Source organism: Xanthomonas sp. 3058, from assembly GCF_014199765.1.
Lineage (GTDB): Bacteria > Pseudomonadota > Gammaproteobacteria > Xanthomonadales > Xanthomonadaceae > Xanthomonas > Xanthomonas campestris_B.
Map to the genome: position 1 here is coordinate 773,193 of NZ_JACHOF010000001.1, position 16,093 is coordinate 789,285.

At 65.1% G+C, this 16,093-nt stretch carries 11 protein-coding genes and 1 pseudogene; 9 read left to right on the forward strand and 3 right to left on the reverse strand.

Annotation, left to right across the window (positions count from 1 at the left end):
- Window positions 1-99 precede the first annotated feature (99 nt).
- The 3 genes from GGR61_RS03485 (at window position 100) to lolA (ending at window position 5,322) form a co-directional block, all read left to right on the forward strand.
- Window positions 100-2,457: a DNA translocase FtsK gene (locus GGR61_RS03485; protein ID WP_184620439.1), complete on the forward strand. Its 2,358-nt coding sequence runs from the start codon at window positions 100-102 to the stop codon at window positions 2,455-2,457.
- A gap of 205 nt (window positions 2,458-2,662) precedes the next feature.
- Window positions 2,663-4,588 (forward strand): DUF3857 and transglutaminase domain-containing protein, encoded by a 1,926-nt coding sequence (locus GGR61_RS03490; protein WP_184620440.1) that lies wholly within the window; start codon window positions 2,663-2,665, stop codon window positions 4,586-4,588.
- Between the two features lie 62 nt (window positions 4,589-4,650).
- Window positions 4,651-5,322, forward strand: a complete 672-nt coding sequence (gene lolA, locus GGR61_RS03495) for an outer membrane lipoprotein chaperone LolA (RefSeq protein WP_184408523.1) — start codon at window positions 4,651-4,653, stop codon at window positions 5,320-5,322.
- Between the two features lie 529 nt (window positions 5,323-5,851).
- Here the strand turns inward: lolA and GGR61_RS03500 are convergent.
- Window positions 5,852-7,855, reverse strand: a pseudogene (locus GGR61_RS03500) (VTT domain-containing protein); the annotation flags it as partial.
- Between the two features lie 162 nt (window positions 7,856-8,017).
- Here GGR61_RS03500 and GGR61_RS03505 point away from each other — a divergent pair.
- From GGR61_RS03505 to GGR61_RS03520, 4 genes are all read left to right on the forward strand, one after another.
- A complete protein-coding gene (locus GGR61_RS03505) occupies window positions 8,018-8,677 on the forward strand; it encodes a serine/threonine-protein kinase (RefSeq protein ID WP_184407596.1) in 660 nt (219 codons plus the stop codon).
- A gap of 134 nt (window positions 8,678-8,811) precedes the next feature.
- Window positions 8,812-9,627 (forward strand): NAD(P)-dependent oxidoreductase, encoded by an 816-nt coding sequence (locus GGR61_RS03510; protein WP_184620442.1) that lies wholly within the window; start codon window positions 8,812-8,814, stop codon window positions 9,625-9,627.
- A 314-nt stretch (window positions 9,628-9,941) separates the two neighbouring features.
- Window positions 9,942-10,913 (forward strand): YiiG family protein, encoded by a 972-nt coding sequence (locus GGR61_RS03515; RefSeq protein WP_184407618.1) that lies wholly within the window; start codon window positions 9,942-9,944, stop codon window positions 10,911-10,913.
- 103 nt (window positions 10,914-11,016) lie between these two features.
- The gene (locus GGR61_RS03520) at window positions 11,017-11,958 is read left to right on the forward strand and encodes a YiiG family protein (protein ID WP_260286835.1); all 942 of its coding nucleotides are present in this window, start codon (window positions 11,017-11,019) and stop codon (window positions 11,956-11,958) included.
- A gap of 335 nt (window positions 11,959-12,293) precedes the next feature.
- Here the strand turns inward: GGR61_RS03520 and GGR61_RS03525 are convergent, their stop codons facing one another.
- Window positions 12,294-13,166 carry an ion transporter gene (locus tag GGR61_RS03525; RefSeq protein ID WP_184620444.1) on the reverse strand — a complete coding sequence of 291 codons (873 nt, stop codon included), beginning with the start codon at window positions 13,164-13,166 and terminating at the stop codon, window positions 12,294-12,296.
- A 72-nt stretch (window positions 13,167-13,238) separates the two neighbouring features.
- Here GGR61_RS03525 and GGR61_RS03530 point away from each other — a divergent pair, with 72 nt between their 5' ends.
- Together GGR61_RS03530 and GGR61_RS03535 are read left to right on the forward strand one after the other, a co-directional pair.
- On the forward strand, window positions 13,239-14,465 hold the full coding sequence (locus GGR61_RS03530; protein ID WP_184407592.1) for an acetylornithine transaminase: 1,227 nt from the start codon (window positions 13,239-13,241) through the stop codon (window positions 14,463-14,465).
- The gene (locus GGR61_RS03535) at window positions 14,462-14,899 is read left to right on the forward strand and encodes an HIT domain-containing protein (protein ID WP_221237247.1); all 438 of its coding nucleotides are present in this window, start codon (window positions 14,462-14,464) and stop codon (window positions 14,897-14,899) included. Before GGR61_RS03530 ends, GGR61_RS03535 begins: the two co-directional genes overlap by 4 nt.
- Window positions 14,900-15,277: 378 nt before the next feature.
- Here the strand turns inward: GGR61_RS03535 and GGR61_RS03540 are convergent, their stop codons facing one another.
- A complete protein-coding gene (locus GGR61_RS03540) occupies window positions 15,278-15,895 on the reverse strand; it encodes an HAD-IA family hydrolase (protein ID WP_184620445.1) in 618 nt (205 codons plus the stop codon).
- Window positions 15,896-16,093 lie beyond the last annotated feature (198 nt).

Sequence of the window (16,093 nt, forward strand, 5' to 3'; positions counted from 1 at the left end):
TGAATACCGTGGCGACCGGTCGTCATGCAACAGCTGAAACCGTGGCCTCAGTCGTTTATTATCAACCACTAACAGCATTTTTCTAAGGTCTGGCTACAGGTGGCAAAGCAGGTTCCCGAACGCAGCAAGCCCGCAGAAGGCAAGACGTCCTCGCGCAAGACGGCGGCGGCGGACACTCCGCGTCGGCAAAAGCTCTGGCGCGATCTGGCATTGATCGCAGTGGCGCCGCTGCTGCTGTATCTGCTGGCCAGTCTGTTCACCTATTCGAGCGCCGATCCGGGCTGGTCGCAGACCGGCAGCGTGGTCGCGCCGATACACAACATGGGCGGCCGCGTCGGCGCCTGGACCGCCGACGTACTGCTGCAGCTGTTCGGCTACGTGGCCTTCCTGCTGCCGGTGGTGCTGGGTGCGGTGGCCTGGATCGCCTTGTTCGGCATGGACAAGGAAGGGCAGGCCGAAGCCGATCTGGGGCCGGCATTGCGGTTGGTCGGCATGGTCGGGTTCCTGATCGCCTCGACTGGCTTCCTGCATCTGCGCCTGTTCACCGGCGACGTGGCCGGGGCCGGCGGCATCCTGGGTCGGCTGGTCAGCAATTCGTTGAGCGCCGGCTTCGGTGCCTTGGGCGCCAATCTCTTCGTGCTGGTGCTGCTGCTGGTCTCGATCACCCTGGCCACCGGGCTGTCGTGGTTTGCGGTGATGGAGCGCATCGGCACCTGGGTGCTGGCGCTGGGGCCGCTGCTGCAGCGCAAGAGCCATCAGGCAACGGAGTGGCAGCAGACCCGGGTGATGCGCGAGGAGCGCGAGGAAGTGCGCAAGGTCGATGCGGTCAAGCAGGCCAAGCGCGAGCCGGTCAAGATCGAGGCGCCGCCGGCGGTGGTGGTGGAGAAGAGCGAGCGCGCCAAGCGCGACACCCAGATCCCGATGTTCCAGGGCGTCAGCACCGACGGCTCGGACCTGCCGCCGCTGGCGCTGCTGGACGACCCCAAGCCGCAGGCGAAGGGCTATTCGGAAGAGACGCTGGAAACGCTGTCGCGGCAGATCGAGTTCAAGCTCAAGGACTTCCGCATCGAGGCGCAGGTGGTCGGGGCCTATCCGGGGCCGGTGATTACCCGCTTCGAGATCGAGCCGGCGCCGGGCATCAAGGTCAGCCAGATCAGTTCGCTGGACAAGGACATCGCGCGCGGGCTGTCGGTGAAGTCTGTGCGCGTGGTCGACGTGATCCCGGGCAAGTCGGTGGTGGGTCTGGAGATCCCCAACGTGACCCGCGAGATGATCTTCCTGTCCGAGCTGCTGCGCTCCAAGGAATACGACAAGTCGACCAGCCCGCTGACGCTTGCCCTGGGCAAGGACATCGCCGGCCGCCCGACCGTGGCCGATCTGGCGCGCATGCCGCATTTGCTGGTTGCCGGTACCACCGGCTCGGGCAAGTCGGTGGCGGTCAATGCGATGGTGCTGAGCCTGCTGTTCAAGGCCTCGCACAAGGAACTGCGGATGTTGATGATCGACCCGAAGATGCTCGAACTGAGCGTCTACCAGGGCATCCCGCATCTGCTGGCGCCGGTGGTCACCGACATGAAGGAGGCCGCCAACGGCCTGCGCTGGTGCGTGGCCGAGATGGAGCGCCGCTACAAGCTGATGAGCGCGGTGGGCGTGCGCAACCTGGCCGGCTTCAACAAGAAGATCAAGGACGCCATCGACGCCGGCCAGCCGATGATGGACCCGCTGTTCAAGCCGAACCCGGAACTGGGCGAAGCGCCGCGACCGCTGGAGACGCTGCCGTTCATCGTCATCTTCATCGACGAATTCGCCGACATGATGATGATCGTCGGCAAGAAGGTCGAAGAACTCATTGCGCGTCTGGCGCAGAAGGCGCGTGCGGCCGGCATCCACTTGATCCTGGCCACGCAGCGGCCGTCGGTGGACGTGATTACCGGCCTCATCAAGGCCAACATCCCGACCCGCGTGGCGTTCCAGGTCAGTTCCAAGATCGACTCGCGCACCATCCTGGACCAGTCCGGCGCCGAGGCGCTGCTGGGCAATGGCGACATGCTGTACCTGCCGCCGGGCACCGCGCTGCCGGACCGTGTGCATGGCGCCTTCGTCAGCGACGAGGAAGTGCATCGGGTGGTCGAGCATCTCAAGGCCAGCGGGCCGGTGTCCTACGTCGAAGGCGTGCTGGACGAAGTGCAGACCATGGGCGATGGCACCGTGGTCGGCGCGACCGGCCTGCCCGAGAGTAGTGGCGGCGGTGGCGACGAGTCCGACCCGCTGTACGACGAGGCTCTGCGCATCGTCACCGAAACCCGGCGTGCGTCGATCTCCGGCGTGCAGCGGCGCTTGAAGATCGGCTACAACCGCGCCGCGCGTTTGATCGAAGCGATGGAAGCGGCTGGCGTGGTCAGCCAGCCAGAGCACAACGGCGACCGCACCGTGCTGGCACCGCCGCCGCCCAAGTAAGCCGCGAGGCGATGCGGCAGCGGCACGTGCTGGCTGCGGATTGAGGGCGGGGGTGGCGGGTGCCGACCTGGCGGCGACGTACCACGTTGCAGCCGATTCAGCGGTGCATGAAGTCGGTGTTGTTGGACCTATGCACCTGCCATTGCCGGCCACAACGGCTACCCTGTTGTGCAAGGGCCGCTCCGGCTCGCTGCGATCGAGACCCATGCTGCATCGTCTTCTGCTGTTGCTCGTGTTGCCGACCTTCCTTCCGCTGCTGGCCCAGGCCCAGCAGCAGACTGCGCCTGCGGCAACCGCTGCGCGTACCCAGGCCGACACCAACTACAGTTTCGTGCGCTATCGCGCCGACTACGAAGTGCGCGACGACGCCAGCAGCGTGGAAACCGATGCCTACGAAATCCTGCTCAAGACCAAGTCGGCGGTGGAACGATTCAGCCAGGTGCGGCTGAGCTATAGCGAGAAGATGGAAACCCTGGAGGTGCTGGAGGCCTACACCGTCACCGCCGAAGGGCTGCGCCAGGACGTGGCGGCCGACAAGATCTACACCCAGGAGAGCTATTCCAGCGCCTCGGCGGCGATGTACGCCGATCGCAAGGTCAAGGTGGTGGTGTTCCCCAACCTGGCGCCCGGTGCGCGCATCGTCTATCGCGTACGCCGTGCGCAGAACACCCCGTATTTCCCTGGCTATTTCAGCCTGTGGGAGACCTTCAGCGTGTTCGCGCAGTACGACGATGCGGTGGTCACGCTGGTGGCGCCGAAGTCGCTGCCGATGCATCTGTCGGTGCGCGGGTTGCAGGGCGGCACCAAGCCGGTGGTACGCGGTGATCAGGCCCGCTGGGAGTGGCGCTACCAACGCGCCATGCCGATGAAGAACCAGAACTGGAGCGCGGCGACCTGGGAGTTCAGCCCCACCTTGATGGCCAGCACCTTCGACAGCTGGTCGCAGATGGGACTGGCGTATCACGTCAAGGGCGGACGCGCGGCAGCGGTGACGCCGGCGATCCAATCGTTGGCCGATGCAGTCACCAAGGGGATCGACGACCCGCGCGCGCAGGCGGCGGCGCTATACGCCTGGGTCGCACGCAATATCCGCTACGTGGCGGTGTATCTGGGCAATGGCGGTCTGGAGCCCAACAGTGCAGACAGCATCCTGGCCAACCACTATGGCGACTGCAAGGATCACACGGTGATTCTGGAAGCCTTGCTCGCGGCCAAGGGCATCGACAGCACGCCGGTGCTGATCGGCGCCGAGGGCGGGCCGACGCTGCCGCCGATTCCGGTGCTCGGCCGCTTCAATCACGCCATTACCTATATCCCGGCGTTCGATCTGTATGTCGATTCGACCAACCCCTACGCACGTTTCGGCCAACTGCCGGCCGGCGACCTTGGCGCCCCGGTGGTGCATACGCGCGATGGCAAGGTCACGCAGACGCCGCCGAACGACCGCAAGGTCAATCGCTACGTCGCACGCACCGAGTATCGCTTCACTCCGCAGGGCGGGCTTGAGGGGCTGACCACGCTCGATAGCGGACAGACCGGCGAGGTGGGCTTGCGCGCGATGTTCGTACAGCTCAATGCGCAGAACCGCAATCGTATCGAGGAGTCGATCATTGCCCAGTCCGGTTTCGACGGCACCGGCGATCTGTTGATCCAGGGCGACCCGCTGGATCTGGATGCGCCGTTCAATTACCGGTACGCGTTCCAGGCCAAGGATGCGGTGGATTTTTCGGTGGTCGGCGGCATGACCTTGCCCGATATGCCGGGTGCCGAATCGACGCGTGCGATCTACACGACCACCTCGGCCGAAGACAACCTGACTCCGTTCTACTGCAACGACAGCGTGCGTGAAGAGACCTATGTGGTTCGCTTCCCGGACACCGTGCCGATCATCGCGATCCCGCGCAGCACAACATTTCGTAACGCCGCCGGTGAATATGCCGTCGAGTGGACGCGTCAAGGCCAGACCGTGACCGCGGTGCATCGGCTGCAACGCGCCGCCGTGCGCGGGCCGCAGGCGCTGTGCCAGCCGCAGGACTACCGCGCGTTCCGGCAGTTGTACCAGCAGGTGCGGCGCGGCTTTCGCGGGCAGATCGTCTACGGCGATCTGTCCAAGGTGCAGACCGCACCGTGAGAGGCGGCGGCACGCCGTTCTCATCATGAACGCGTCGCGCGATAGCGCTCGCCCATTCATCCATGAAGTATCAAAATCCACCGATGTCCTTTTGGAAGACCGCGATGCATCGCCAGCTCCGTTATGCCGTTCTCGCCGCCGCTCTGTTCGCCGGCACCGCAGTTGCCGGTGCGCGTCAGGAGCTGGACACGTTCACGCGCGGCCTCAAGGGGCTGGACGGGCAGTTCAGCCAGCAGGTCGCCGATGCCAATGGCCGGGTCAAGGAACGTTCGAGCGGGCGGGTGGCGTTGTCGGCACCGCGCCAGTTCCGTTGGGAATATGCCAAGCCCTATAAACAATTGATCGTGGCCGACGGCAAGAAAGTGTGGGTGTTCGACCCCGACCTGGAGCAGGTGACCGTGCGCGCGCAGGGGAGCGAGGAACAGAACAGTCCGCTGGTGGCGTTGATCGATCCGGCGCGTCTGGACAAGCAATACGACGTCAGCGAGGAAGCCGCACCGCGCGACGGGTTGCAGTGGTTGTCGCTGACGCCCAAGGTCGATACCGAAGCCAGCTTCCAGATGGCCTCGCTGGGGTTCGGCAAGGACGGACTGGCGAAGATGGAAGTGGTGGATGCGGTCGGCCAGCGCACCGCGATCAGCTTCAGCGGCTGGAAGCGCAATCCCGCATTCGCCGCCGACACCTTTCGCTACATTCCGGCCAAAGGCGTGGACGTGGTCGGCGACGCGCAATAAGAGCAGCTAACAAAAGCTAGCGAGCGCCTGTCAGTGAGTGCAGTGGTTTTGTCGGCCGTATCTTGGTGGATGCCGTCAGAAGTCCAGATCAAACACTGAGTGGGTCGAATGCGCGGTGCCCTCACCGCTCGCGGGACACGCCGTGAATCCATCCCTGGAGGCTCGGTGGCGGCATCCATGCCGCCACACGGTCCCGCAAGCGGCGAGGACACCGCACCAGAGACTCCGCTGGTTGCTGTGTTTAAACCCATGCATGCCGACCATCTCGACTGGTCCTTGCCCGCCCAGCGTCGCGGGACCTTACGCGGCATGGATGCCGCGTAGGCGCTTACAAGGACGTACTTGCAGCGTGTCCCGCGACGCTGGGCGGGCAAGGACCTGCAGCCAGGCCGCAGATAGCCGGCCTGCAGTAGGCTGACGCGAAGTGGTTTTGTTAGCCGCTCTAAGGCTGCGGCTGTGCCGGATCAGCTGCAGTGCGATCAGCTGCAGTTGCCGCGTCGGTAGCGGGCTGCGCTTGCGCTGCGCCATTGCCGCGCACTGCATCTCCCGAGGTGCTGTCGATCAACATCACCGGTACCTGCGAGCGTCGACGTTGTTCGATGCGATACGGCAACGGACCCAGCGCCTCACGCAATGCACTCAGCGCCGGGTCCACCCCGCGCAGCGGATACCACAGCCCGATCAGGCTGAAATGGCGGCCATAGCGCAGCGTCTGGGTGCTGCCTACCCACAACGGCTGTGCCCCCGGCTGCAGGCGTGCGGGCGCCGGCCACAGCCGCAGGACATGCACATGGCCGGGCGTGGCGTGGCGCACCATCAGCAAGGCTTCGACCTGGGTGTCCAGGGTGGCCGGCAAAATCGGCACCTCGTCCGGGCGACCGCTGACATCCAGCAGATGCAACGCCTGCTCCCAGCCGGCCTGCGGTTGCACCCGCCAGCCGCGTGCTTCCAGCTGGCGCTGCAAGGGGGCGAGCGGCCCGGCCAGTTGGACGTCCAGCGGCCAGCGCTGGTCGTCGTCGAATTCGTTGCGGCGTGCCGGCAGCAATCGCCATTGGCCCTGCCACCAATCGCTGGCCGGCAATTCCATCAGCAACGGCGGTGGCGGCTCGAATTTGGCCAGTTTGGTTTCCAGATTGCGCGGCGCGAACACGATCGCGCAGATCAGGAACACGCCATAGAAGATCCACGACACCGGTTTGACCCAGAACGCCCGCGTGGCGCGACGGCGATAGGCGATACCCAGCACCAACAGCCAGAAGATGCCGAACAACATGCCGCCGACCACGTCGCTGAGCCAATGCGCGCCCAGGTACAGGCGTGCGAAACCGATGAGCGACACGATCGCGCCACTGACCAGATACGGCCATACACGGCGACGGCCGGGCAGTTCGCGCGCGATCAGCAGCGCAAAGAAACCGAACCCGATCGTGGCCATGGTGACCGCCACCGACGGGAATCCGAAACCGCTGCTGGCTGCGGGCGGGCGCACCACCTGGACGGTAGCGCCAAGCAACTGGGTCAAGGCAAGTCCGAACGCCAGCGCGATCACCCAATGCGTCACCGCCATCCAGCGGCGGCGCCAGGCCAGATAGCCCATTGCCGCTGCAATCGCCGGCAACAGCACTTGCCAATCGCCCAGCGAGGCGAGCGCCACCATTGGGTAATCGGCCAACGGGTTGCGCAGCGCCAGCATCAGATCGTGCACGGCCAGGTCCACGCGTAGCGGCTCGCCGTGCGCCAACACCACCATCAACAACACGAACCAACCCCAGCCCAGCAACAGCAGCATCAAGGCCATCATCGCCAACGGCACCGACTCGCGTCGGCGCGGGTCGAACACGCTCACCGACCAGTTGCCCAGCACCGGATGCCGATGCGACCACTCCAGCAGCCGGGCCAGCAAGGCATCCAGGTGGCCGGCCGACCAGCGATACGAATACAGCACCATCGCCCAGGCCAGGCCGATCACGGCGGCCAGCAAGGCGACCACCACAAACAGGCGGCCGGCCACCGCAGCCACCGCGTCGTAGGCGGTGCCCAGCACCCAGCCGGGCACCAGGAACAGCAGCGCCCATGAGATGCAGGCCAGGCCGCTGGCGACCAGATAGCGCTTGAACGGCATGTGCGACATGCCGGCGATGGCCGGCACGAACGGCCGCACCGCGCCCACATAACGCGCGATGAGGATGCTCTTGAAGGCATTGCGCCGAAACAGCAGCTCGCCACGCTCCAGCAATTGCGGGTAGCGGCGGAACGGCCAATAGGTGTGCAACTGATGGCCCCAGCGATGGCCGATCCAGAAGCTCAGCGTATCGCCGATGAAGGCGCCCAGGGCGGCGCAGGTCACCGCATACGGCCCATTGATCTGACCGAGCCCGATCAGCACGCCGATGGCGAACAGCAATGGCAGTGCCGGCACGATGGCACCGAGCACGATCACCGCATCGCAAAATGCGATGGCGAAAATCACCACGCCTGCCAGGGTGGGGTGGTGTCCGATCCACTCCAGCGTGGCGTCGATCCATGAATTCATCGGCCAATTATAAGTGGGCATGGTGGCAACTGACTGGCACCGTCCTCACATCGGCCTGCCCGCTTCACCTGGGGTTGCGAGCGGACGCCCGCCTGACGCGCGCGTGCGCGATGTCCGGTGGCGCTTGCGATCGGCGATGCGGCAGGCCGCCTACAATGGGGGATGAGTGACGATCCCGCCGACAATCTGCCGCTGAAGTCCGATACCTTCGGGCGCATCCTGTTGATCCGCGAAGCCGATCGCGTGTTCGTGCGGCGCGACCTGAGCGTGGCGCCGTGGTTGCTGCGCGGTGTGGCCTGGTGGCTGGCGCGCCGCGAAGCGTTGGCCTTGCGTCAGCTGGATGGATTGCCGCGCACACCGCGCCTGTTGCATTGGGACGGACGCCATCTGGATCGCAGCTATCTGGCCGGCGATGCGATGTACCAGCGCCCGCCGCGCGGCGACCTGGCCTATTTCCGCACCGCACGCAAGTTGTTGCAGCAGCTGCATCGCTGCGGGGTGGCGCACAACGACCTGGCCAAGGAAGCCAACTGGCTGGTGCAGGACGACGGCAGCCCGGCGGTGATCGATTTCCAGCTGGCCGTGCGCGGCCATCCGCGCGCGCGCTGGATGCGTCTGCTTGCACGCGAAGACCTGCGTCACCTGCTCAAGCACAAGCGCATGTATTGCCCGACCGCGATCACCCCGGTGGAACGCCGCGTGCTCAAGCGCACCTCCTGGGTGCGCGAGCTGTGGTTCGCCACCGGCAAACCGGTCTACCGCTTCGTGACCCGCCGCGTGCTGCATTGGGAAGACAACGAAGGGCAGGGGCCGAAGCCGTGAGGTGCCGGGATTGGTTATTCGGGATTGGGGATTCGTAACGGCGCTTGGCGTGGGTTGTCGTGTTGGTCGAGCGGAGTGGTGAAGGCGATAAGCTTTTGCGAATCCCGAATCCCGAATCCCGAATCCCGAATCCCATGACCTTATCCGGCAAAACCCTGTTCATCACCGGTGCCTCGCGCGGGATTGGTTTGGCGATCGCATTGCGGGCGGCCCGCGATGGGGCCAATGTGGCCATTGCGGCCAAATCGGCGGTGGCCAATCCCAAGTTGCCGGGCACCATCCATAGCGCGGCCGAGGCGGTGACCGCGGCCGGTGGGCAGGCGCTGGCGCTCAAATGCGATATCCGCGACGAAGACCAGGTGCACGCGGCCGTGGCCGCTACGGTCGATGCCTTCGGCGGCATCGACATCCTGGTCAACAACGCCAGCGCGATCTGGTTGCGCGGTGCGTTGGAGACGCCGATGAAGCGTTTCGATCTGATGCAGCAGGTCAATGCACGTGGCAGTTTTCTGTGTGCGCAAGCGTGTCTGCCGCATCTGCTGCAGGCGCCCAACCCGCACATCCTCAGCCTTGCGCCGCCGCCATCGTTGAACCCGGCGTGGTGGGGTGCGCATACCGGCTACACGCTCGCCAAGATGGGCATGAGCCTGGTGACGCTGGGGCTGGCAGCCGAATTCGGCCCGCAAGGCGTGGCGATCAATGCGCTGTGGCCACGCACCGTGATTGCCACCGATGCGATCAACATGCTTCCCGGCGTGGACGCAGCTGCCTGTCGCCGGCCGGATATCGTGGCCGACGCGGCGCATGCGGTGCTGACCCGCGAGGCAGCCGGGTTTCATGGCCAGTTCCTGATCGATGACGAGGTGCTGGCGCAGGCTGGCGTCACCGACCTGAGCGGTTACGCGGTGGACCCATCGCGCGCGCTGTTGCCGGATCTGTTCATCGACTGAGCGCAGCGGTTGCGGTGTCGCTGCTTGGCTGGATACGAGGGAACGCGTCGGCAGATCGCTTGCAGGTACCGGCGGCAGTGTCTGCGGGGGAGCACCTTGCGTGCTGGCGCTACGAGCACGTCATACGCAGCACGCGCGGGAATCGGGTCGTGCAGGTGAGTCGACTGCAGATATAGACAGTGTCGATGGGGCTGCGTATCACGCAAGCCGGCGCGGGGAGCACGTCTTCGATTGAGCACAAAGGATTCACGGCAAGGTTTGCTATGGTGCGCGGCTGAAAACGTTTCCAACAAGGATGTGCGTCCGTGTCTTCGATGTTCCGTGTGCCTGCTCTGGCTGTTGCCGTCTGCGTCGTGGCCGCTGCCTGTGGTGGTAAATCGCAGCAGCCTGCAAGCGATGCCATTGCCACAACCGCTGAAACACAGCGGGATGCCTCGCAAGGCGTGACCACCAAGCTGGGCGCGTATATCGACTGCTTCAACCACGTCAACGCGCGGGTGCATGCGGGCGCCAAGCACTACACCGGCTGGATGCAGGACCCGTTCGCGGGCCCGACCGGCCGCGAGTCCGGCATGACCGGCCCGTACGACATCGACGACGACGACATGAAGCACTGCGATGCGCCGGTCAGTGCGGCCGCTGCCGCGAAACCCTCGCTGCCGGCACTGGATAAGGCAGCGTTGCAGTATCACGCCGCGCTCAAGGCGCTGCGGCCGGTCAGCCACGAGGTGGCCGATTACTACACGCGTCAGGATTACGAAGACGACCAGTTCGCCAAGGGCAAGCGACTGCACCCGCAGTTGATGGAGGCGTTGTCGACCTACGCCGATGCCAGTGATGCCTTCAGCGCCGAGCTGGACGTACAGAACGACGCGGTGCAACGGCAACAACTCAAAACGCTGGAACAGGGCAAGGGCCGCACCCGCGAGTATTACCGGTTGGCGATGATGCTCGACGCCAGGCAACTCGCCGATCTGTTGGAAGCGGAGCAGTTCGACGTGACGCGCGCCAATGCGTTGCTGGACGGCTTCAACCGCCTGTCCGATGAGGCGCATGCCAAGGTGGCCGATCAGGAACCGGGCAAGTTGACCTGGAACAGTTTCGAAACCGCAGCAGAAACCTTCCGCAGGCAAGCCAAGGCGCGGGTCAAGCGCGTGGTGGAAAAAACCCCGTACAGCAAGATCGAACAGGGCTGGCTGGATAGCCCCTCGCTGGCGCCTGAAGGCTCGTCACGCAAGCTGCTCAACACCTACAACGCGCTGGTTTCCGCAAGCAATCGGCAGTAATCACCACGTCTTCCGCCGCCGCGCTGTGTGCCGATCGTCGGCAAAGCCAGGCGGTCGCACGCTGCGGCGACCACCTTCTTCAACCTCATCAATGGAACGCGACATGACCCGTCCCCTTCGTTATGCGCCGCTGACTGCGGCGATCGCTTTTGCCGCGCTGCTTGCCGGCTGCCAGAAAGATGCGCCCGCCGGAGCGGTCGAAGGCGCCGACAAGATCAATGCGTATATCGCCTGTTTCAACGGCGTCGAGCAGCCGATCCATGAAAGCTACCAGCAATACATCGAGTGGATGCAGGATCCCAAGGCCGGCCCGACCGGCAAGGAAACCAACATCCATGCGCCGGGCACGGTGCTGTCCCATCACGTGGAGGCATGCGGTGCGCCGATGACTGCAGCATTGGCACAGACCCCGGCCAACGCCGAGCTCGATCCGGTGGCAAAGACCTACCAGCAACGCTTCACAGCGCTCAACGAGCGTATTGGGGAGGCGGTGCGCTACTACGACCGCGAGGATTATCTGCGCGACGACGGCAAGGGCATGAAGGCGCTGCATGCGCCGCTGATGCAGGCGTACGACGCGTTCTTCGAAGCCAGCGAAGCGATGAATACTGCGCTGGAACACAACGAAGATACCCGGCGCCAGGCGCAGATCGATGCGATCGAAAAGGAAGAAGGGCGTAACGCATCCTGGTACCAATTGAAGATCATCGGCGAGGGCAAGCAGTTGGTGCAGGTGCTCGATCACGATGCGCCGGATCTAGCCGCAGCGCAGACCCAGCTGACGCGCTACCAGGGCATTCTGGAGGAAGCGCAGAAAGCCAAGGTCGGCCAGGGCGATGCGATGTGGGGTCACATGGAACGTTCCGCCGACAAGCTCGCACGCGAGTCGGGGCGCCTGCTCGAGCGTATCCGCACCAAGACACCGGTGAACAAGAGCGAGCAGATGCTGTTGGACAGCGGCTCGATCCCGCCGAGTGGCACGCGCCAGGCGGTGCTGGCCAGCTACAACGACCTGATCGAAATGAGCAACCGCATGTCGCATTGATGCTGTGCACGCATCTCTGTCGCGTTGTGTAAGCGCATCGAGCAGATAACCGTGCAAGTTCCAACGCGCGGCTATTTCGAGTAGTCGCTGCATTTAGATGCCGTCAAAAGCCGAGTCGGTTGAGGGCGCGATGCCCTCACCGCTCGCGCGACACGCCGTGAATCCGTCCGTGGACGCTCCATGGCGGTATCCATGCCGCCAAGGGCCCCGCAAGCGGCGAGGGCACCGCGCCTACCAGCTTGGCCGTGTGCCGATGGGAACTGCAACTCCAGCTGCCGCCACCTAATCGCTGGGGAAGTAGTTTTTTACCTTGCCCCGAAGTACGTAGCACCGCGTCAGCCGTTGGAGATATCCGTCAGCGGCTCGGCGCACTGCCGGCAGTAGCGTGCATCGGGTGTGTGGCCTTCCAGTCCGCAACGTGGACAATTGCGCGCATCGCGCTTGCCGGTGTGGCCGCCTTCGCGCAGCGTGCTGGCCAGTTCGGCGGTGTAGATCCCGGTGGGCACGGCGATGATGCTGTAGCCGGTCAGGATCAAGGCAGAGGTGACGAAGCGGCCAAGCGTGGTCTGCGGTACCAGGTCGCCGAAACCAACGGTGGCCATGGTGACGATGGCCCAGTACATGCTGGTCGGGATGCTGGTGAAGCCGTGTTGCGGACCTTCGATGACGTACATCGTCGCGCCGGCGATCACGGTGATGGTGAGCACGGTGAACAGGAATACCAGCACCTTGCGCCGGCTACGCCATAGCGCGTCCCCCAGTTGCCCGCTTTCTTCGATATAGCGGGTGAGCTTGAGGATGCGGAACAGGCGCAGGATGCGTAGCACGCGCACCACCAGCAGCGTTTGCGCACCGGGCACGAAGAACGACAGGTAACTCGGCAGGATCGACAGCAGGTCGATCACACCCCATGCGCTGAGCGCGTAGTGCAGCGGGCGTCGCACCACCGCCAGGCGCAATGCGTATTCGATGGTGAACAGCACCGTGAACGCCCATTCCAGCGGCACCAGCCAATGCGCCGAATGCGCATGGATGCGCGGCACGCTGTCGATCATGATCACCACCACGCTGGTGAGGATCGCCACCACCAGCATCAGGTCGAAATTACGCGACGGGCGGGTGTCGTGCCGGTAGATGATGTCGAACCACTGCCGGCGCCAGCCGTCGGCGGTGGCGGGCGTGAGCTGGGGATCGGAGAAAGGGCGCATGCGTGCATTGTGCCGCAGGCCGGCGAATGCGCGAGAATGCCGGTTCTCCCTCCGCTTCTGCGACCCACCACCATGAGCACCGCTGCCGATTCGCCCCTGTCCCTCGCGCATTACTACCTGCCGGTGTACCGCCCGCGCCAGGTGGTGCTGGAGCGTGGACAGGGCAGTCGCGTGTGGGACGATCAGGGCCGCGAGTATCTGGATCTGTCTGCCGGTATCGCGGTCAGCGGGCTGGGCCATAACGATGCGGATCTGATGGCTGCCCTCACCGAGCAGGCCGGCAAGCTGTGGCACACCAGCAACGTGTTCTACAGCGCGCCGCCGCTGCGACTGGCCGAAGAATTGGTGACCGCCTCGCGTTTTGCGCACAAGGTGTTTCTGTGCAACTCCGGCACCGAGGCCAACGAAGCGGCAATCAAGCTGGTCCGTAAATGGGCCAGCAATCAGGGCCGCCCGGCGGACAAACGCGTCATCGTGACCTTCCGTGGCAGCTTCCACGGGCGCACCCTGGCATCGATCACCGCGACCGCGCAGCCCAAGTACCAGGAAGGTTACGAGCCGCTGCCGGGTGGGTTCCGCTACGTGGATTTCAACGATGTGCCCGCGCTGGAAGCGGCGATGGCGTCGGGCGATGTGGCGGCGGTGATGCTCGAGCCGATCCAGGGCGAGGGCGGCGTGATGCCGGCCGCGCCGGGCTTTGTCGCCCGCGTGCGCGCGCTGTGCGACCAGCACGATGCCTTGCTGGTACTGGACGAGATCCAGTGCGGTATGGGCCGCACCGGCACACTGTTCGCGCATTGGCAGGAGCAGGTGACGCCGGACATCGTGACCTTGGCCAAGGCGCTGGGTGGCGGGTTCCCGATCGGCGCGATGCTGGCTGGACCCAAGGTCGCAGAGACCATGCAGTTCGGTGCGCATGGCACCACCTTCGGCGGCAATCCGCTGGCTGCAGCAGTGGCGCGCGTGGCGCTGCGCAAGCTGGCGTCGCCGCAGATCGCCGAGAACGTGGCGCGGCAGTCGGCGGCGTTAAGCGCCGGTCTGGAGGCGCTCAACGCCGAGTTCGGCCTGTTCGCGCAGATTCGTGGGCGCGGGCTGATGCTGGGCGCGGTGCTGGCACCGGCGCATGCCGGTCAGGCGGGCGCGATCCTCGATCTGGCCGCCAAGCACGGCTTGCTGCTGTTGCAGGCCGGGCCGGATGTGCTGCGCTTTGTGCCGGCGCTCAATCTCACCGATGCCGAACTGGCCGACGGCCTGGCGCGCCTGCATCTGGCGATCGCCGAGTACGTCGCGCAGAAATGATCGATACCTGCGTGTTCTACGCCATCGTGGCCGGCACCGCGCCGGCCAGCGTGGTGTGGGAAGACGTGCAGGTCGTCGCGTTTGTCGATCTGCGCCAGCCCGTGCCGGGGCATGTGCTGGTGGTGCCGCGTGTGCATGCGCCGCAACTGCACGATCTTGACGAGGACAGCGCTGCGCAGTTGATGCGTGTTGCGCATCGCGTGGTGTGCGCAATGCAGCAGTGCTGGGCGCCGGCCGGCAGCAACCTGTGGCAGTCCAACGGCGTGGCGGGTGGGCAGGAAGTGCCGCATGTGCATCTGCATGTGCAGCCACGGCGGGATGGGGATGGGTTGTTGAGGTTTTATCCGGAGGGTGTGCCGTTGCCTGCATCGCGCGATCTGCTGGACGCTCTGGCGACGCAGTTGCGTGGAGTGTTGGAGCCTGGACGCGAGTGACTGGCGGCGCTTTGTAGAGAGTGGATGTCCGCATCGTTCTTCCCCAGGCGCGTTCTGTCGAGTTGAGGGACGTCGGTCGTGCCCTCACCCCAACCCCTCTCCCGCAAGCGGGAGAGGGGCTTGACTGCGGCGATCGATGCTTGTCTTCCCCGCGTCTTGCCTTCTTCGTGTCTTGCCTTCCCCTGCATGCGGGGGAAGGTGCCCGAAGGGCGGATGGGGGCATCGGTCACCGCCGGGTGATCAGGGCAGTGGCGGGAGAGGGGCATGCCGATGCGCTGAATGCTGCAGGTCGTGTCAGGTGTGCCGTCGCTGGTGATCGCGCTCCTGCGATGCTTTTCGATTCCCGATTCCCGATTCCCGATTCCCGATTCCCGCCGCTCACGCCACCCCATACCGCTTCAACACACGTCGCAAGCCACCTGCATCGCGCACCGTCTCTGCATGCAGTCCGGCCGTGCGTGCGCCGCGCACGTTGACGAACAGGTCGTCGATAAACAACGTCCGCGACGCAATCGCATCGAGTTGCGCAAGCGCGCGCAGATAGACCTGCACATCGGGTTTGCGTCCGCCCAGCGCGCCGCTGCACAATACCCGGCCGTTCAATCGCGGGAACAGTGTCGGCACGATCCGCTCGATCGCCTCGGTCATCAGTGGCCCATTGTTGGTGAGCACCGCCACCGCGGTCGTTGCCGACACCGCCAGCACCTGCGCCACGATCGCCGGGTCGACGCGGCAGGCGGCCACGCGCGTATCGATCCAGGTAGCGCGATCGATCGGGTGCCCCAGCCCCGCGCTCAACTGCGCCAGATAGGCCTGCGTGTCGATCGTGCCGGTGTCGTAGGCGCGCTCCAGACCCTGTTCGAACAGCACCTGGTGCACGCGCTGGGAGCTGCATGCCGCTGCAGTGGCGAGTGCGGCCAGACGCCGCGGCCGCGCGTAGCTGGCGAGCACGCCATCGAAGTCGAGCAACAGCAGGGACGGCGAGGGAAGCGGCATAGGTGTGCTCGCGATGCGGCCCGGCAGCGTTGTCGATCCGCTGCGGCATGGCAAGTGGGCGGGAGCTCGTAGGAGCGGGTGCGTCCGGATGGGTGGGGCTATTACCTATTCATAGTTTTGAATTCGGCAGAAACCTACCCACCCAGGCAGACCCCACCCTCCGCATGAGGCATGCGGCGGAACCGCGCTGGTTATGGT